The sequence below is a fragment of the Aromatoleum sp. genome, assembly GCF_036675785.1.
In the GTDB taxonomy this organism is placed as follows: Bacteria; Pseudomonadota; Gammaproteobacteria; order Burkholderiales; family Rhodocyclaceae; genus Aromatoleum.
On the sequence record NZ_JAKFEF010000016.1, the window covers coordinates 41,210 to 59,279 of the forward strand.

Genomic DNA, 18,070 nt, shown 5'->3' on the forward strand with positions numbered 1-18,070 from the left:
GGGCAGACCGTCCGCATTCGCGCTGCTACACTCGGGCTCCCCGTCCGCTTTCGGAGTGCCATGAGCCTGCTCGACACCCTCCGCCGCCTGTTCCCCGCGCCGCCGGCGACCCGGCCGTCTCATGGACTCCGCGAGAAGTCGGTGCAATGCGTCGGGCCGCACGGATTGCACCGCATGGCGTACACGGAATGGGGCCGCCCGACCCATCGCAAGGTGCTCGTCTGCGCCCACGGCCTGACGCGCAACGGGCGGGATTTCGATTTTCTCGCACAGGCGCTGGCTGACGAGTATCGCGTCGTCTGTCCCGACGTCGTCGGTCGCGGGCGCAGCGACTGGCTCGGCGTGAAGACCGACTACGGCTTCCCGCTCTACGTCTCCGACATGGTCACGCTGCTCGCACGGCTCGACGCGGACACGGTGCACTGGCTCGGTACGTCGATGGGCGGAATCATCGGCATGCTGCTCGCGGGATTGCCGCATACGCCGGTCTCGCGGCTCGTGCTGAACGATGTGGGCCCGATCGTCACCGCCGTTTCGCTGCAGCGGATCGGTGAATACGTCGGCCGAGCGCCGAAATTCCCGACAATGGCGGCAGCGGAAGCGTGGATCCGCGAGGCGAGCGCGCCGTTCGGAGCGCTGAGCGACGCGCAGTGGCGACATTTGACGCAGTATTCGGTGCGGCCGGTCGAGGGCGGCTTCGCGATGGTCTACGACCCCGGTATCGGCGACGTCTTCCGCACCACGCCGATCGTCACCGACGTCGATCTCTGGGACGCCTACAACGCGGTCCGCTGTCCGACACTGGTCATCCGGGGCGCGGAATCGGACCTGCTCGAGGCGGAGACCGTCGCGATGATGGCGAAGACCGGCCCGCAGGCTCGCACCGTTGAAATTCCCGGCGTCGGTCACGCGCCGGTGCTGATGGACGACGCGCAGATCGCGGTCGTGCGGGACTTCCTCTACGAGCGTTGACGTGGGGCGCGCGATGGAAGCCTTGATGGCGACAGTTTCGGCGTCGGACTGGCTCGCGCTGTGCTGGTTTCTGCTGGCATGGGTCGGATACGGCTGGTTCTCCGAGCACAGCCGGTGGGCGCGGGCGGGTCTGATGGGGGTCAGCCATCTCTACCGGCTCGAATGGGCGCGCCAGCTCGTGCAGCGCGAGTTGCGGATGACCGACGCGGCGCTGGTCGGCAATCTGATGCAGAGCGTGTCGTTTTACGCCAGCACGACGATCTACATCATCGCCGGCCTGTTGGCGGTGCTCGGTGCGCTCGATCAGGTGATCCGCTTCGCGGCCGATCTGCCGTTCGCGCGCGAATCCTCGCGAGCGCTGTCGGAAGTGAAGCTGCTCGTGCTGCTGACGGTGTTCGTTGTCGCCTATTTCAAGTTCACGTGGTCGCTGCGGCAGTTCAATCTGCTGTCGATCCTGATTGGGGCGAGCCCGTGGGTACGTTCGGGACAGAGCGACGAGGCGATCGTCAAGCGGCTCGCGACGGCGAACTCGCTCGCCGGCGACGAGTTCAACCGCGGCATCCGCGCGTATTACTTCGGCATCGCTGCGGTGGCGTGGTTCATCCAGCCGTGGCTGTTCATCGCGGTGACGACGGTCGTCGTGATCGTGCTTTATCGCCGCGATTTTTCGTCGTCGATCCTGACTTCACTCTCGGACGGCACGCGCGACCCCGGCTGAGGCTCGACAGACCTGCGCCGACGAACATCGGCGCCCCTCGTGCCTACTTCCCCGGGTTTTCGGGGTCGAACTGGATCGACGCGGAGTTGATGCAGTACCGCAGTCCGGTCGGCTGCGGGCCGTCCTCGAAGACGTGTCCGAGATGCGCGCCGCATTGGTGGCACAGCACCTCGGTGCGATGCATGAAGTGACTGTTGTCCTCGGCGGTTTCGACGTTTTCCGGTGCGGCCGCGGCCGAGAAGCTCGGCCACCCGCAGCCGGCGTCGAACTTGTCCTCCGAATCGAACAACTCGGCGCCGCAGGCGATGCAGCGGTATTCGCCTTTTTCCCAGTGGTCCCAGTACTCGCCGGTAAAGGCGCGCTCGGTGCCTTTTTCGCGCGTCACGTGGTACTGGGCCGGCGTCAGTTGCCCGCGCCACTCGGCGTCGGGTTTCTCGATCTTGCGGTTCATCGGCGGCTCCTCGCTTCGACCGTGGCGGCCCGCATTCAGTGCAGGTGCCGGGGCGCCGGCTCGCCGTGCTCGCCTTCGGGCATTTCGGCATGCACGACTTCGCCCTCGGGAGAGGGGTAGAGCGGGGCGCCGCAGTCGTCGCAGTATTCGAGCGGAAAACGGTGCTCGAGGTTCACGATGTCGGTGACGCCGCAGTCGCGCAGCACCGCCTCGATTTCGGCCGGACTGTCGGATGTCTCGTCCTCGGCGCCGAGCAGCGGCCAGACGACGCCGTGCACGACCTCGTCCTTGTCGCGCAGCGTAAGCCCTACGCGGTATTCCTCGAGTTCGCGTTCGTGGAATGGTGCGATGACCGCGCGCAGGTTCGCCGCCGGGGTTTCGAGTTCCGCGCCGAGAAAGGCAACGGACGCGCGGATCGAGTAGGGGCGGCTGTCCTTGTCAGCCTGACGGCTCGCGGCGAAGTAGGCTTCGGGCAGCACGACTTCCATCGCGCAGCCGGGCAGCAGCGGCGCGAGGCACGCGCCGCCCTGTTTGCGCCACTGCGTCAGCGCCTGGTCGCGTGAACCGTCCGCCTGCTGCCAGCGGAACAGCGGCTCGCCTTTCGGTGCGACGATCGCGGCCAGCAGGTAGCGGGTGTCGGACAGGAACTGAGCGGTTTCGGGCAGGTCGCCGGCCTCAATTCGCAAGTCGCGCCCGGCGATCGCGGCGCGCCCGAGGTCGGCGGCGAAACCGGCGGTCGGGCAGTAACCCTGCGGCAACTGGTCCGGGCTGAAGAGAAAATCGGCGAGCGCGAGCTTAACGCCGTCGGCGAGGACGTGCGCCTGCAGATGCACCCGCAGGTTCGCGAGAACCGCCGGCGAAATCGTCGTCGTCGGAATGCGGTAACGAGACCACGCGAGCACCGGTGCGGCGATCAGCAGCACATCGTGGTCGGGCGAGACGCGGGGCGCACTCTCGGCGCGGGATTCGATGAAATCGGCGAGCTCGTCGTAGCCGCGCGGTTCGGCGCTGTAGAGATGGTCTAGCGCAGCGTTCAGGGTGTCCTCGTCGCCGTCTTCGAGGACACGGTCGATCGCGGTGCTGATGTGCTGGTCCCAGTAGCGATCTTCGGCGCGGCTGCCCGACTCGGCGAGGCCGGTGGCGAGCCAGATCAGTTGTTCGGCCTCGCGGCCGAGGCCACCGCGGCGCTTTTGGCGGGTTCTCTTCATCGGGATTCCTGGTGAGGATGCGGCAGACGGATGCGGATTCAATAGCCGGGGCGGTTCAGCCGCACGGCCTGGAGGATGGTAGCCGATATTTCCTCGATCGACTTCGTGGTGGAATCGAGCCACTGGATGTTCTCGCGTCGCATCAGCTTGTGCGCCGCCTCGATCTCGAAGCGGCAGTTTTCGATCGACGCGTAACGGCTGTTCGGCCGGCGCTCCTGGCGGATCTGGGACAGCCGTTCGGGGGCGATCGTCAGGCCGAAGAGCTTGTTCCGGTGACGATGCAACTCGCCCGGGAGCTTGTTGCGCTCGAAATCTTCCGGGATCAGCGGATAATTCGCCGCCTTCACGCCGAACTGCATCGCGAGGTACAGGCTTGTCGGCGTCTTGCCCGACCGGGAGACGCCGACAAGAACGACGTCGGCATCGACCAGCTCGCCGTCGGTCGACACGCCGTCGTCGTGGGACATCGCGAAATTGATCGCCTCGATGCGTGCCTTGTAGTCGCTGCTTTCGGCGATGCCGTGGAACCGCCCGACCGTGTGGGTCGAGCGTTCGCCGAGTTCGGCTTCGAGCGGGACGATGAACTGTTCGAACAGGTCGACGAACAGCGCGTCGACTTCCCGCAGGCCGCTCAGAGGATCCGGATTGACAAGTGTGCTGAAGACGATCGGGCGCACGCCGTCGTTCGCAGCGGTTTCGCGGATCTGGCGCGCGCAGTCGATCGCCTTGTCGAGATCATCGACGAAGGGGATCCGGACCTGCCGGAACCGCCCGGTCGGAAACTGCGCGAGCAGGCTGTGGCCGAGCGTTTCGGCCGTGATGCCGGTGCCGTCGGAGATGAAGAAGACGGTGCGAATCGGGCTTTCGCTCATGGTGACGGCCAAAAAAGTCGCATTGGGGAAAACGTGCCGTGCGGCAGAGCAGCATTTCTCGTTAAAATCGCATTTTGCTTTCTCCCCAACAAAATCGGAAGGCTATTCATGACTCGCTACGTCATTCCCTTCACCGAACTGCGCATGACTGACGTGGAGCAGGTCGGTGGCAAGAACGCCTCGCTCGGCGAGATGATCAGCCAGTTGCCCGCGAGCGTACGGGTTCCCGGTGGTTTCGCGACCACCGCCGAGGCGTTCCGCGAGTTTCTGGCTCACCAGGGATTGGCGGAGCGCATCCGGGCGGCGCTTGACGCGCTTGACGTAGATGACGTGGACACGCTGGCGAAGACCGGTGCGCGCATTCGCCAGTGGGTCATCGAGACGCCTTTCCCCGCGAAACTCGAAGACGAGATCCACGCCGCGTACAACGCGCTGACCGCCGAAGGCGAGGGCAGTTTCGCGGTGCGTTCGTCGGCGACGGCCGAGGACCTGCCCGACGCGTCGTTCGCCGGCCAGCAGGAAACGTTCCTGAACATCCACGGCTACGAGAACATCCTGCACGCGATGAAGGAAGTGTTCGCGTCGCTGTACAACGACCGCGCGATTGCGTACCGGGTGCACAAAGGGTTCACGCACGCCGAAGTCGCGCTGTCGGCAGGCGTGCAGCGCATGGTCCGCTCGGACACCGGCGCGTCCGGCGTGATGTTCACGATCGACACGGAATCCGGCTTCAAGGACGTCGTGTTCATCACCGCGTCCTACGGGCTCGGCGAGACGGTCGTGCAGGGCGCGGTGAACCCGGACGAGTTCTACGTCCATAAGCCGACGCTCGCGCTGGGCAAGCCGGCCGTGATCCGCCGCAATCTCGGTTCGAAGCTGATCAAGATGGTGTTCGCGGACAAGAAGGAGGCCGGCAAGTCGGTGCGCACCGTCGACGTGCCCGACGCCGATCGCGTGAAGTTCTCGCTGACGAACGAAGACGTCCTCGAACTCGCGCGCTACGCGGTCGTCATCGAAAAGCATTACGGCCGCCCGATGGACATCGAGTGGGGCAAGGACGGCGAGGACGGCAAGCTGTACATCCTGCAGGCGCGGCCCGAGACGGTGAAGAGCCAGTCGAACGGCCTCGTGATGGAGAAATACCGCCTGAAGCAGTACGGCAAGGCGCTGACGCACGGCCGCGCTATCGGCCAGAAGATCGGGGCGGGCACGGTGCGCATCGTCAAGGACGCGTCCGAGATGAGCCGCGTGCAGACCGGCGACGTCCTCGTCACCGACATGACCGACCCGAACTGGGAGCCGGTGATGAAGCGCGCCAGCGCGATCGTCACGAACCGGGGCGGCCGCACGTGCCACGCGGCGATCATCGCTCGCGAGCTCGGCATTCCGGCGATCGTCGGCTGTGGCAATGCGACCGAAGTGCTCGAAGAGGGCGATTCGGTGACGGTGTCCTGCGCCGAAGGCGACACCGGTTATGTCTATCGCGGTCGCCTCGAATTCGAGGTCGTCTCGACCGACATGGGCAACCTGCCCGAGATTCCGGTCAAAATCATGATGAACGTCGGCAATCCCGAACTCGCGTTCGAGTTCGCGCAGATTCCGAACGGCGGCGTCGGCCTCGCGCGCCTCGAGTTCGTCATCAACAACATGATCGGCATCCACCCGAAGGCGATCCTCGAACTCGGCCAGGTGCCGGCGAGCCTGCGCGACGAGATCCTGCGCCGCTCGCGCGGCTACGCGACGCCGAAGCAATTCTTCATCGAGAAGCTCGTCGAAGGGGTCGCGACGATCGCCGCGGCGTTCTATCCGAAGCCCGTGATCGTGCGGATGTCGGACTTCAAGTCGAACGAGTACCGCAAGCTCCTCGGTGGCGAGATCTACGAGCCCGAGGAAGAGAACCCGATGCTCGGCTTCCGCGGTGCGTCGCGCTACATCGCGCACAGCTTCCGCGACTGCTTCGAGCTCGAATGCATCGCGATGAAGAAGGTCAGGAACGAACTCGGCCTGACGAACGTGCAGATCATGGTGCCGTTCGTGCGCAATGTCGAAGAGGCCAAGGGCGTCGTCGATCTGCTCGGCGAGCACGGTCTCAAGCGCGGCACGAACGACCTCAAGCTGATCATGATGTGCGAGATCCCGTCGAACGCGCTGCTCGCGGACCAGTTCCTCGAGCACTTCGAGGGCTTCTCGATCGGTTCGAACGACCTGACGCAGCTCACGCTCGGCCTCGACCGCGACTCCGGCCTCGTGGCGCATGCCTTCGACGAGCGCGACCCGGCGGTCAAGCAGCTCTTGTCGATGGCGATCCAGTCGGCCAACCGGCTCGGCAAGTATGTCGGCATTTGCGGACAAGGCCCGTCGGACCATGCGGACTTCGCCGAGTGGCTGATGGACGAGGGGATCCAGACGATCTCGCTGAACCCCGACACCGTCGTCGACACGTGGCTGAAGCTCGCCGCGCACGCGAAGCGCTGACGAGCGACTGCATGTGCAGCAACGGCGGCTTCGGTCGCCGTTTTTTTTGTGCGCCGGCGCGTCGCGACGGGCGAAACGCTGCCCGCGAGCTTTGCCTTGAGGGGAATCAAATACGCCGGCGCGACAACGACGGATATTCGACAAACAAATCGATTTGGACAAAAGCAGTAGAGCCCGAAGAGGACAGGAAATGAGTGCAATCGATGTGGTGACACGGGAACTGCTGGACAAGACGGAGTTCCTGGCTTTGGTGACCGAAGGGAGCGATGGCCCGCACGTCGTCGGCAATTGGGGCGACTACCTCCGCCGGCTCGGCGTTTCCGGCGATCGTCTCGTGCTTCCGGCGGGCTACTATCGCAGGACCGAGGAAAACCTCAGCCGGAACAATCGGGTTCAGGTCCTGGTCGCATCGAGGTCGGTTCAAGGTGGCCACGGACCGGGGCAGGGATGTGTTCTGCGAGGCGAGGCCGAGATTCAGACCGACGGCGAGTTCGCCGATCGCGCGAAAGCGGCTTTCCCGTGGGCACGCGGCGCGCTTGTCGTCACCGTGGACAGTGTCGAGATGCAGCTCTAGACGGGTGCGGAAATCCCGGGCGAGCAGGATCCGCCGCGGCACCGGTCGAAGCATTCGAGCCACGCCGAACGGCGCGCGGCAAGCGGGGCGAAAGCCCGGTTGGAAGGTCGAGGAATGAAGTCATGAGTTCTTGGAGTTGTCCGCACGATCTCGATAACGTCTGCCAGCGGGTGCGCGGCGCGGTCTGTTCGCCGGGCATGCGCGGATGCGTGCTCGAAGGCAAGGTCCGCTTCGCCCGCGATGAGATGAACCTGCCGCGTAAGCCGGTGAAGGCGGCAGCCGCGACCGCCAAGAAACCGGCACCGGCCTCGCCCAAGCGGCGCTTGCCGTTCTGAAGGTTCGGCGGCGCGGGCGCCGCCCGCGCCGAGCCGGCAAGACGTCGAGGTTTGGAGTATCCCCCTGCCGAATGCGGCGGCCGTCGCCGCCGTGGTGCTGCCTGCGATGGTCAGCGCGCCCGGTGGCCCTGGGTATCGCGATGACGTCTCAGAGCGCGGCCGCGACGCGCGTTCCCTGGTCGATCGCGCGCTTCGCGTCGAGTTCGGCCGCGACATCCGCGCCGCCGATGAGGACGACCGGCATGCCGGCGGCGCGCAGCGGCACCTCGAGGTCGCGAAGCGGGTCCTGCCCGGCGCAAATGACCACCGTGTCGACCGCCAGCAGTCGCGATTCGCCGCCGACCGTCAGGTGCAGGCCGGCGTCATCGATCCTGTCGTACCGAACCCCCGCCAGCATGTTCACGCCGCGCCGCGCAAGCAGCGTGCGACGGATCCAGCCGGTGGTCTTCGCGAGCCCTTCGCCGACCTTCGTCGGCTTGCGCTGCAGCAGCCACAGTTGCCGCGGACGTTCTTCCTCGGCAGGCGGGCACAGTCCGCCGCGGCGCGCGTAGGTCGCGTCGATCCCCCATTCGCGGCGGTAGTGCTCGACGGGGTCGTCGGCGAGGTCGACGTGCGTGAGAAATTCGCTGACATCGAAGCCGATGCCGCCCGCGCCGATCACGGCGACCTTGCGGCCGACGGGCTTCCTGCCGGTGATCACGTCGAGGTAACTCGCGACCTTGGGATGGGCGATGCCGGGGATGTCCGGCGTGCGCGGCGAGATCCCGGTCGCAAGCAGCACGGTGTCGAAGCGTCCGGCGAGGTCGTCGGTGCGGACACGGTGGTTCAGCCGGATGTCGACGCCAGCCTTGTCGAGCCGATGGCGGAAGTAGCGCAGCGTCTCGGCGAATTCCTCCTTCCCCGGGATGCGTCGTGCGAGGTTGAACTGGCCGCCGATTTCGGGCGCGCTTTCGAACAGCGTGACTGCGTGGCCGCGTTCGGCCGCGGTCGCCGCCGCCGCCATGCCCGCCGGACCCGCGCCGACGACCGCGACGCGCTTCTTCGAGGTCGCCGGCGAGATGACGAACTCGGTTTCGCGGCACGCGACCGGATTGACGAGACAGGTGCAGGGCTTGGCTTCGAAGATGTGGTCGAGGCAGGCTTGGTTGCACGCGATGCAGGTATTGATTTCGTCGCTCCGCGAGGCCGCCGCCTTGACGACGAAGTCCGGATCGGCGAGGAAGGGCCGCGCCATCGACACCATGTCGGCGTCCCCGCGCGCGAGCACCTCCTCGGCGACTTCCGGGGTGTTGATGCGGTTCGACGTGATTAGCGGAATGCCGACTTCGCCTTTCATCCTGCGCGTGATCCAGCCGAATGCGGCGCGCGGCACCATCGCCGCGATCGTCGGAATGCGGGCTTCGTGCCAGCCGACCCCGGTGTTGATCAGCGTCGCGCCCGCGGCTTCGACCGCTTTCGCGAGGGCAACGATCTCTTCCCACGGCGCGCCGCCGTCGACGAGGTCGAGCATCGACAGGCGATAGATGACGATGAAGTCGTCGCCGACGCGTTCGCGCACGCGGCCGACGATCTCGAGCGGAAGGCGATGGCGGTTCTCGACGTCGCCGCCCCAGCGGTCGCTGCGGTGGTTCGTGTGCGGGACGGTGAATTCGTTGATCAGGTAGCCTTCGGACCCCATGATCTCGACGCCGTCATAGCCCGCGCTTTTCGCGAGCGCCGCGCAGCGCGCGTAATCCTCGATCGTGCGCTCGATGTCGTCCTCGGTCATTTCACGCGGCGTCACCGGCGAGATCGGCGCCTTCAGCGCCGACGGCGCAACCGAACCGCGGTGGTACGCGTAGCGGCCGGTGTGCAGGATCTGCATGCAGATCTTCCCGTCTTCCGCATGCACCGCGTCGGTAATCAGGCGGTGATGCGGGAGGTCTTCCTCGCCGGACAGCACGGATGCGCCGGGGAAGATCGCGCCGTCCGCGTTCGGCGCGATTCCGCCGGTAATGATCAATCCCACTCCGCCGCGCGCGCGGCGCGCGTAGAACGCGGCGAGCTTCGCGAAGCCGTTGCCGGATTCCTCGAGGCCGGTGTGCATCGAGCCCATCAGCACCCGGTTCTTCAAGGTACAGAAGCCGAGGTCGAGGGGTTCGAGGAGGTGCGGGTAGGGCGCGGCGGCGCGGAGGGCGGCGTTCGGGTCGGACGACGGCGCCGGGACGGAGCGGGGCATTAGGGGTCTCCTTTTCTGTTCGTTCGTACGGTCTTCGACGTACGGAAGCGTATGTATCGTCGGCGATGATAGAACGTGTTCCGGCGGACGGCCAAACGCTCGCCGGCGGGCGGGACAGCCCGTAATGGGTTGCAACGAAGTTGCATGAGCGCCGGGCTTTGGTGTTAGACTCCGCGAGCTTTTTGTTCCGGCGATTTGAATTTGTGCAATTGAAAATTCGCCGGAAGCCTGTTTCATATCTCCCGGATACGGCGCCCTACGCGGCGTATCCGCTCAGAACATGGAGGACAAGGATGGCTTTCGTCATTCTTTCCGCCGGCACGCTGACGCAGTCGAAAATGCGCACCTTCAGCGTACGCACCTTCCTAGGGGTTGCGCTCGGTGTCCTGCTGACGACGCTCGCGGCCGGGTTTGCGCTCGGCTACGGCATCACCAGCCAGGCGATGAAGGACAGCGGGACGGTCGTGATCGGAACCGTTTCGGTCGACCCGCAACACCCCGAAGGGCGCCTGCTGATCGACCGTTTCGGCGAGCTGTCGGGCCGGATGGTGCAGCTCGAAGCCGAGGCGGCGAATCTCGCCGCGCGGATCGGCGCGATCAAGGAATTCGAGGCGCGCATCAATGAAGACGTCGCGGACGCCGCCAAGGCGGGACGGGTAGCGAAAACGCCGCTCGCGACGTCTGCCGGCGGACCGCTGCTCGCGCCGGTCGGCGTGCCGCAGGCCGTGCCGGCCCGACCCCGACTGACGGAGCCGGTGCCGGCCGGCCCGTCGCCGGATGGCGCCGACAGCGAGATCGCGGACCCGTTGTCCGACGGTCTGTCGCAGTTGGAGCGCGACGTCGGCCGGCTGGGCCTGAAGTTCGCGCGCATCGACAAGGCGGCGACCGAGTACAAGCTCGCGCAGATGTTCTTTCCGGGACGCGCGCCGGTGTCGGACGTCGACATCTCGTCGACTTTCGGCAATCGCATCGACCCGTTCCGGAAGCGCTCCGCGTTCCACAGCGGCGTCGATTATCCGTCCCCGAGGGGGACGCCGATCACGGCGAGCGCCGGCGGCCGGGTCACGTTCGCGGGTTATCGCGCGGAGTATGGCAATACCGTCGAAATCGATCATGGCGGCGGTCTCGCGACGCGCTACGCCCATGCATCGAAACTTCACGTCAAGGTCGGGCAGGTCGTGATGCCGGGGCAGCGGGTCGCCGATGTCGGATCGACCGGCCGCTCCACCGGCCCGCATCTTCACTTCGAGATCTTCAAGGACGATTTCGTCGTGGATCCGGCTTTTTACCTCGCTCGCTTCTGACTTGCCGCTTCCGACCCTATGGCCGCCCGTCGCCGTTTCGACCACCGCCAGCTGACCCGCGACGACTACGTCGTCGCCTCGCCGCGCTCGCACCGACGCAAGCTGCTGTTCGCGAGCACGGTCCCGGTGCTGTTGCTCGTTTCGGTCGCCGGATTCGGATATCTGCAGGAACACGCGCCCGCGGCATTCCTGACCGACGCGCAGGTCGAAGCGCGCGAATTGCGCGACGCCTTGAAGAAGGTCCGCCTCGAACTCGACGTCGAACTGGCGACCCGCAGCGAACTCGAACGCCAGGTGACGAGCCTCGACGAAGTCCTCAAGCAGACACGGGAAGAGCTGGCGTTCGTCAAGTCGGCAGGAAAGCCGGCCCGCTGAACGGGCCGCGGCCGAAGACGTATTTCCGGAAGGTGACGACATGTTCGGACGCAAGCGAAACAAGGCGATCGAAGTAACGAAGCTCTCCAGCCTGATTTCCGACAACCTCGAGATCGTCGGAGACGTGCTGTTTTCCGGCGGGTTGAGGGTCGACGGAAAGATTGAGGGCAACGTCCTCGGCAAGGTCGGCGGGCGCAGCCTGCTGGTGCTCAGTGACAAGGGTTCGATCACCGGTCGCGTGCGCGCTTACGACGCGGTGATCAACGGCCTGATCGCGGGCGATCTCGAAGTCGAGCATTTCCTCGAACTGCAGGACAACGCCCGCGTCGCGGGCAATATCACCTACCGCCAGTTGCAGATGGACTGCGGCGCCGTCGTCGAGGGGCGGCTCGAGCAAGCCGAAGAGCCCGCGCCGGACAAGAAGGTCATCGACCTGCCGGTCGTGAACCCGCAGGTGGGCCGGGCAGACTGAGTCCGGCGTTCACGGCTTCCGGAGCCTCCGCGTCGGCCTTCGCCTTTCGGCTCACGCTGACCTACGGCGGATTTGCATGGGCCTCGATGCCGATCGTGGGTCGGACTCAGCGAAGCGATGTCCGACGTTCGTTCGGGAAGTCTCGACGTCGGTCTTCGCCTGCGACTCACTTCGACCGGCGCCGAATTCGCGGGGCGAACGGCGCCGAATCGCAGTCCAATGGCCCGGAGGGGAAGGCTGCGGGCGGAGCTGCGGTCGTCGGGTATAATTTCGCGCTTCCGACGAGCGGACGCCGCTCACCTCTTCCTTACCTTCGCACCTGACAAATGGCCGAAATTCTCAAGCTGCGCGGCGCCGTGGCGCTCTCTTCTTCCCGCCAGGAACGGCTCTTCCGAAGCGTCGCCGCGGCGCTGCCGAAACTGAGGGCGCTCGCGGCCGAGCACTGGTACGTCGTCGAACTCACGGCGCCGCTGTCGCTGGACGAGCACGCCCGTCTCGTCGACCTGCTCGGCGCGGTGCCGGCTTCGGCGCAGGCGCCGGCCGGCATGCAGTTGCTCGTCGTCCCGCGGCTCGGGACGATTTCGCCGTGGTCGTCGAAGGCGACGGACATCGCGCGTCAATGCGGTTTCGACAAAGTCACGCGGATCGAACGCGGTGTCGCCTATTCGCTCGACGCGAAAGGCGGGCTCGACGACCGCCAGCTCCCGGCCGTGTTGCCGCTGCTGCATGACCGCATGACCGAGTCGGTGCTGCCCACCGTCGAAGCCGCCGACGCGCTGTTCTACCATTACGAGCCGACGCCGCTGACGTCGATCGACCTGCTCGGCGGTGGGCGGGACGCGCTCGTCGCCGCAAATGCCGAACTGGGTCTCGCGCTGTCGGATGACGAAATCGACTACCTCGTCGAGAACTTCACCCGCACCGCGCGCAACCCGACGGACGTCGAGCTGATGATGTTCGCGCAGGCGAACTCCGAGCACTGCCGTCACAAGATCTTCAACGCTGACTGGGTCATCGACGCGCGCACGATGGACAAGACGCTGTTCGGCATGATCCGCGAGACGCACAAGGCGCACCCGGAAGGCACCGTCGTCGCGTACTCGGACAACGCGTCGGTGATCGAAGGCGCGACGATCGATCGGTTCTACGCGGATGCGGATGGTCAATGGCGCTTCCATGAGGAGGAAACGCACATCCTCGCGAAAGTCGAGACGCACAACCATCCGACCGCGATCTCGCCATTTCCGGGTGCCGCGACCGGCGCCGGCGGCGAGATCCGCGACGAGGGCGCGACCGGCCGCGGCTCGAAGCCGAAGGCGGGCCTCACGGGCTTCTCGGTGTCGAACCTGAACATCCCCGAATTCGGGCAGCCGTGGGAGAAGCCTTACGGCAAGCCAGACCGCATCGCGTCGGCGCTCGACATCATGATCGAAGGCCCGATCGGCGGCGCCGCGTTCAACAACGAGTTCGGACGTCCGAACCTCGCCGGCTATTTCCGCAGCTTCGAGCAGGAAGTGCAGGGTGAGGTGCGCGGCTACCACAAGCCGATCATGATCGCCGGCGGTCTCGGCAGCATCCAGGGGCAGCAGTCGCACAAGATCCGGTTCGCGCCCGGTACGCTGCTGATCCAGCTCGGCGGCCCCGGAATGCTGATCGGCCTCGGCGGCGGCGCAGCGTCGAGCATGACGACCGGCACGAACACCGCCGACCTCGACTTCGCGTCGGTGCAGCGTGGCAACCCCGAGATCCAGCGCCGTTGCCAGGAAGTCATCGACGCGTGCTGGCAGCGCGGCGACGCGAACCCGATCCTTTCGATCCACGACGTCGGCGCGGGGGGCCTGTCGAACGCAATGCCCGAGCTCGCGGACTCCGCTGGCCTCGGCGCGCATTTCGAGCTGCGCGAAGTGCATATCGAGGAGCCGGGCATGAGCCCGCGCGAGATCTGGAGCAACGAGTCGCAGGAGCGCTACGTCCTCGCGATCGCGCCGGAGAGCCTCGACGCGTTCCGCGCGATCTGCGAACGCGAGCGCTGCCCGTTCGCGGTCGTCGGCGAGGCGACCGCCGACGGGCACCTGACGGTCGGCGACCGCCATTTCGGCAACAAGCCCGTCGACATGGAAATGCAGGTGCTCCTCGGCAAGCCGCCGAAGATGACGCGCAACGTGTCGCGTCGCGCGGTGCACGTGCCGCCGTTCGACGTCACCGACATCGACCTCAAGGAGGCCTGCCTGCGCGTGCTGCGGCTGCCGACGGTCGCGAGCAAGAGCTTTTTGATCACGATCGGCGACCGCTCGGTCGGTGGCCTGACGGCGCGAGACCAGATGGTCGGCCCGTGGCAGGTGCCGGTCGCCGACGTCGCGGTCACCGCGATGAGCTTCCACGGCTACCAGGGCGAAGCGTTCGCGATGGGCGAGCGCACGCCGCTCGCGTGCCTCGACGCGCCGGCGTCCGGCCGGATGGCGGTCGGCGAGGCGATCACGAACATCGCCGCGGCAGAGATCGCCGACCTCGGCTGCGTGAAGCTGTCCGCAAATTGGATGGCCGCGGCCGGTCACCGCGGCGAGGACGCGAAGCTCTTCGACACCGTCAGCGCGGTGTCGCAGTTCTGCCGGCAGGCGGGCCTCGCGATCCCGGTCGGCAAGGATTCGCTGTCGATGAAGACCGCATGGCAGGACGCGGGGCAGGACCGCCAGGTCGTCGCGCCCTTGTCGCTGATCGTCACGTCGTTCGCGCCGGTCGGCGACATCCGCCGCACGCTGACGCCCCAGCTGCAGTTCCGGGAAGGCGTCGAGACCGAGCTGATGCTGATCGACCTCGGCAACGACCGGAACCGCCTCGGCGGCTCCGCGCTCGCGCAGGTGTTCGGCTCGGTCGCCGAGCACGCGCCGGACGTCGATGCGGCGCAGCTCGCGAAGTTCTTCGCGCTGATCCAGCAGTTCCGCCGCGACGATCTGCTGCTCGCGTATCACGACCGCAGCGACGGTGGCCTCTTCGCGACGCTGTGCGAAATGGCGTTTGCATCGAAATGCGGCCTGTCGGTCGTGCTCGACACCGTTTGCTACGACCAGTACATGAACGACGTCGACGGCCTCGACAAGAAGCCGGACACGATCAAGGGCCGCCTGAACGACCGCCTCTTCGGCGGGCTGTTCGCGGAGGAGCTGGGCGCGGTCGTCCAGATCCGGCGCGAGGATCGTGCGCGCGTGACCGCGCCGCTGCGCGAGGCGGGCATCACCTACCACTTCCTCGGCGAGCCGAACGCGAAGGACGAGATCCGCTTCTGGCGCAACGCGAAGCTCGTCTTCAACGAGCCGCGCGCAGAATTGCTGCAGGTATGGTCCGAGACGAGCTACCGCATCGCGCGCCTGCGTGACGACGCCGATTGCGCGAAGGAGGAGTTCGACGCGCTCGCGGACACGACGAACCCGGGCCTGAGCATGTCGCTGACGTTCGACCCGGCGGACGACATCATCGCGCCGATGATCGCGAGCGGCAGCCGGCCAAAGATCGCGATCCTGCGCGAGCAGGGCGTCAATTCGCAGACCGAGATGGCCGCGGCCTTCGAGCGCGCGGGCTTCGCGCCGTACGACGTGCATATGTCGGACCTCCAGGCCGGGCGCTATCAGCTGGGCGAATTTCACGGTCTCGCGGCCTGCGGCGGTTTCTCGTATGGCGACGTGCTCGGGGCGGGGCAGGGGTGGGCGAAGTCGATCCTTTTCAACGCGGCGCTGCGCGAGCAGTTCGAGGCCTTTTTCTGCCGCGGCGACACTTTCGCGCTCGGCGTCTGCAACGGCTGCCAGATGATGGCGCACCTCGCGGCGATCATTCCCGGCGCCGAGCATTGGCCGACCTTCCACCGCAACCGCAGCGAGCAGTTCGAAGCGCGCTTCGTGATGGCGGAAGTGCTCGACAGTCCGTCGATCCTGTTCGCCGGGATGAGCGGCAGCCGGATGCCGATCGTCGTCAGCCACGGCGAGGGCAGGGCGGTCTTCCGCGCCGAAGCCGACGCCGCCCGGGTGCTCGCCGCGGTCCGGCACATCGACAACCATGGCGCGCCCGCGACGGCGTACCCGTTCAATCCGAACGGGTCGGCCGGCGGGCTGACTGGTTTCACGACCCCGGACGGACGTTTCACGATCATGATGCCGCACCCGGAGCGCACGGCGCGCACCGTGCAGATGAGCTGGCATTCCCCCGAAGCCGGCGAGGATTCGCCGTGGATGCGGATGTTCCGCAATGCGCGCCGCTGGCTCGATTGAGTGCTGCGGTTGTCGCGGGTCGACCGCGGCGCGCACGATGCGGGCCGTGCGGATTTCGGCCCTTGACTGCGGTCAAGGGTTTGCGATCCTCGCCCGCTAGAATCGGGGCAGCCCATCGACCGAGCCAGCAGCCCGACTTTCGATGTCATTCAGACGCTCGACCCACAGCGTGACAGCCTGGATCGCGATGTTCGCGATCCTGCTCGGTGCGCTCGCGCCGACGCTGAGCCACGCGCTGTCGCAGCCGGGCAATGGCAAACGGACGGTCCAGGTGTGCACGGTCGCCGGCATGAAGATGGTCGCCGTCGACGATGCGGCGGGCCACGGCAAGAGCGGTGACGCCAGCCTTTTTCCCGCTGAACGCTGCCCGTTCTGCGCGACCCACGCCAATCTTCCCGCGCTTCCGTCTTCGCCGCTCCCGCCTTTCGCGCTGAGCGGCGGCTCCGCCCCCTTCCCGTCCCTCTTCTTCTACGCGCCGCGTCCGCTTTTCGTCTGGGCGGCGGCGCAACCTCGCGCTCCACCGCTTCGGCACGTTTGAGCCGCGCGGGTCATCGCGTCCTTCCCGGGCGCGGCTGCCGCGCATCGAACCGCAATTCGCGAAGTTCCGCCACAGCCTCCGGCACGAACCGGACCGTTTGCGCACTGTCGTCCCTGTCGGGGGCGGTGCTCGCCGCGGCATTCGTACCGGACGCTTCGCCTACCTTCCTAACGGATGGAGCACCAATCATGAAGAAGCTCACTGCAATCGCGCTGTCGTTCGCCTTCCTCGCGGGTCCCGGGTTCGCACAGGTGAAGATCGACGATCCCTGGGTGCGGGCGACCGTCCCGCAGCAGAAAGTCACCGGCGCGTTCATGCGCATCACCTCGGCGCGGGATGCGCGCGTCGTGTCGGCAAGCAGTCCGGTCGCCGGAAAGGTCGAGATCCACGAGATGGCGATGCAGAACGACGTGATGAAGATGCGCCCCGTCGCCGCCGTCGAACTCCCGGCCGGCACCGCGGTCGAGCTGAAACCGGGGGCGCATCACATCATGCTGTTCGACCTGCAGCGACCGATGGTCGAGGGAGAAACCGTGCCGGTCGTGCTCGTCGTCGAGGGCAAGGACGGCAAGCGGGAATCGGTCGAGGTTTCCGCCCCGGTGCGACCCCTCAACACCGTGCACGGAGTCGATCATGGGCATTGAGCGGCTGCGCGTCCTCGCGGTGCTTTCAGCGACGTGCACCGCCGGCAGCGCCATCGCGGCGGACGCGGAAAGCATCCTCGAGGAGGTCACGGTGACCGCGACCCGCGAGGCGGCGCGACTCGTCGAGACGCCGGCTTCGGTCGGATCGGTGAAGGGCGCGGACCTAGCGGCGGACAAGCCCTCGCACCCGGCGCAGGTGCTCAGTCAGATCCCGGGGGCGTCCGTCGCGGTGACGAATGGCGAAGGGCACACGACGGCGATCCGTCAGCCATTCACAACGGCGCCGGTATACCTGTTCCTCGAGGACGGCATCCCGTCGCGCTCGACCGGATTCTTCAACCACAACGCGCTCTACGAGATCAACGTTCCACAGGCGGGCGGCATCGAAGTCAACCGCGGGCCCTCGTCGGCGCTGTATGGATCGGATGCGATCGGTGGTGTCGTCAATGTGCTCACACGCACGCCGCCGACGAAGCCCGAGGCCGCCGCCTCGGTCGAGATCGGCGAGCACGGGTGGAAGCGGGCGCTCGTCAGCGGCGGGAACGGCTATGAAAACGGCGGCTGGCGGGGCGACCTCAACCTGACGAAGACCGACGGCTGGCGCGACGACACCGGGTACGACCGCAAGAGCGGCACGCTGCGCTGGGATCATTTC

At 66.6% G+C, this 18,070-nt stretch carries 16 protein-coding genes; 12 read left to right on the forward strand and 4 right to left on the reverse strand.

All coding sequences use genetic code 11. The features are described 5' to 3' along the window. Positions 1-60: 60 nt before the first annotated feature. The gene (locus V6M37_RS03860; protein WP_332671173.1) at positions 61-972 is read left to right on the forward strand and encodes an alpha/beta fold hydrolase; all 912 of its coding nucleotides are present in this window, start codon (positions 61-63) and stop codon (positions 970-972) included. 25 nt (positions 973-997) lie between these two features. Further along, complete coding sequence (locus V6M37_RS03865) at positions 998-1,690, forward strand: DUF599 domain-containing protein (RefSeq protein WP_332671174.1); 693 nt, start codon at positions 998-1,000, stop codon at positions 1,688-1,690. Between the two features lie 43 nt (positions 1,691-1,733). Here V6M37_RS03865 and msrB read toward each other — a convergent pair whose 3' ends face one another. Genes msrB through ppsR form a run of 3 tightly spaced genes read right to left on the reverse strand, consistent with a single transcriptional unit; the run spans position 1,734 to position 4,221 of the window. Next, on the reverse strand, positions 1,734-2,141 hold the full coding sequence (msrB, locus tag V6M37_RS03870; protein WP_332671176.1) for a peptide-methionine (R)-S-oxide reductase MsrB: 408 nt from the start codon (positions 2,139-2,141) through the stop codon (positions 1,734-1,736). Between the two features lie 35 nt (positions 2,142-2,176). Beyond that, entirely contained in the window at positions 2,177-3,349 is a 1,173-nt protein-coding gene (locus V6M37_RS03875) for a DUF2863 family protein (RefSeq protein WP_332671178.1), read from the reverse strand. A 38-nt stretch (positions 3,350-3,387) separates the two neighbouring features. After that, positions 3,388-4,221, reverse strand: coding sequence for a posphoenolpyruvate synthetase regulatory kinase/phosphorylase PpsR (ppsR, locus tag V6M37_RS03880; RefSeq protein WP_332671179.1), 834 nt, complete (start codon positions 4,219-4,221; stop codon positions 3,388-3,390). Positions 4,222-4,329: 108 nt separating this feature from the next. On the opposite strand from ppsR, the gene ppsA reads away from it, so the two are divergent. From ppsA to V6M37_RS03895, 3 genes are all read left to right on the forward strand, one after another. After that, the gene (gene ppsA / locus V6M37_RS03885) at positions 4,330-6,696 is read left to right on the forward strand and encodes a phosphoenolpyruvate synthase (RefSeq protein WP_332671180.1); all 2,367 of its coding nucleotides are present in this window, start codon (positions 4,330-4,332) and stop codon (positions 6,694-6,696) included. 190 nt (positions 6,697-6,886) lie between these two features. Beyond that, positions 6,887-7,270 (forward strand): pyridoxamine 5'-phosphate oxidase family protein, encoded by a 384-nt coding sequence (locus tag V6M37_RS03890; RefSeq protein ID WP_332671182.1) that lies wholly within the window; start codon positions 6,887-6,889, stop codon positions 7,268-7,270. A 122-nt stretch (positions 7,271-7,392) separates the two neighbouring features. Then, positions 7,393-7,605: a hypothetical protein gene (locus V6M37_RS03895; RefSeq protein ID WP_332671184.1), complete on the forward strand. Its 213-nt coding sequence runs from the start codon at positions 7,393-7,395 to the stop codon at positions 7,603-7,605. Positions 7,606-7,753: 148 nt separating this feature from the next. Here the strand turns inward: V6M37_RS03895 and V6M37_RS03900 are convergent, their stop codons facing one another. Further along, on the reverse strand, positions 7,754-9,823 hold the full coding sequence (locus tag V6M37_RS03900; RefSeq protein ID WP_332671185.1) for an NADPH-dependent 2,4-dienoyl-CoA reductase: 2,070 nt from the start codon (positions 9,821-9,823) through the stop codon (positions 7,754-7,756). Between the two features lie 293 nt (positions 9,824-10,116). Here V6M37_RS03900 and V6M37_RS03905 point away from each other — a divergent pair, with 293 nt between their 5' ends. The 7 genes from V6M37_RS03905 to V6M37_RS03935 form a co-directional block, all read left to right on the forward strand. Beyond that, positions 10,117-11,127, forward strand: a complete 1,011-nt coding sequence (locus tag V6M37_RS03905; RefSeq protein WP_332671186.1) for a M23 family metallopeptidase — start codon at positions 10,117-10,119, stop codon at positions 11,125-11,127. Between the two features lie 18 nt (positions 11,128-11,145). Beyond that, positions 11,146-11,502 (forward strand): hypothetical protein, encoded by a 357-nt coding sequence (locus tag V6M37_RS03910; protein ID WP_332671188.1) that lies wholly within the window; start codon positions 11,146-11,148, stop codon positions 11,500-11,502. A gap of 40 nt (positions 11,503-11,542) precedes the next feature. Continuing rightward, positions 11,543-11,974: a bactofilin family protein gene (locus tag V6M37_RS03915; RefSeq protein ID WP_332671189.1), complete on the forward strand. Its 432-nt coding sequence runs from the start codon at positions 11,543-11,545 to the stop codon at positions 11,972-11,974. Between the two features lie 326 nt (positions 11,975-12,300). Continuing rightward, entirely contained in the window at positions 12,301-16,233 is a 3,933-nt protein-coding gene (gene purL, locus V6M37_RS03920) for a phosphoribosylformylglycinamidine synthase (protein WP_332671191.1), read from the forward strand. 142 nt (positions 16,234-16,375) lie between these two features. Continuing rightward, positions 16,376-16,771, forward strand: a complete 396-nt coding sequence (locus tag V6M37_RS03925) for a DUF2946 domain-containing protein (protein WP_332671193.1) — start codon at positions 16,376-16,378, stop codon at positions 16,769-16,771. 188 nt (positions 16,772-16,959) lie between these two features. After that, positions 16,960-17,415 carry a copper chaperone PCu(A)C gene (locus tag V6M37_RS03930; protein WP_332671194.1) on the forward strand — a complete coding sequence of 152 codons (456 nt, stop codon included), beginning with the start codon at positions 16,960-16,962 and terminating at the stop codon, positions 17,413-17,415. Further along, positions 17,405-18,070, forward strand: a 666-nt coding sequence (locus V6M37_RS03935) for a TonB-dependent receptor (RefSeq protein ID WP_332671196.1), incomplete at its 3' end; no start/stop codon positions are given. The genes V6M37_RS03930 and V6M37_RS03935, both read left to right, overlap by 11 nt.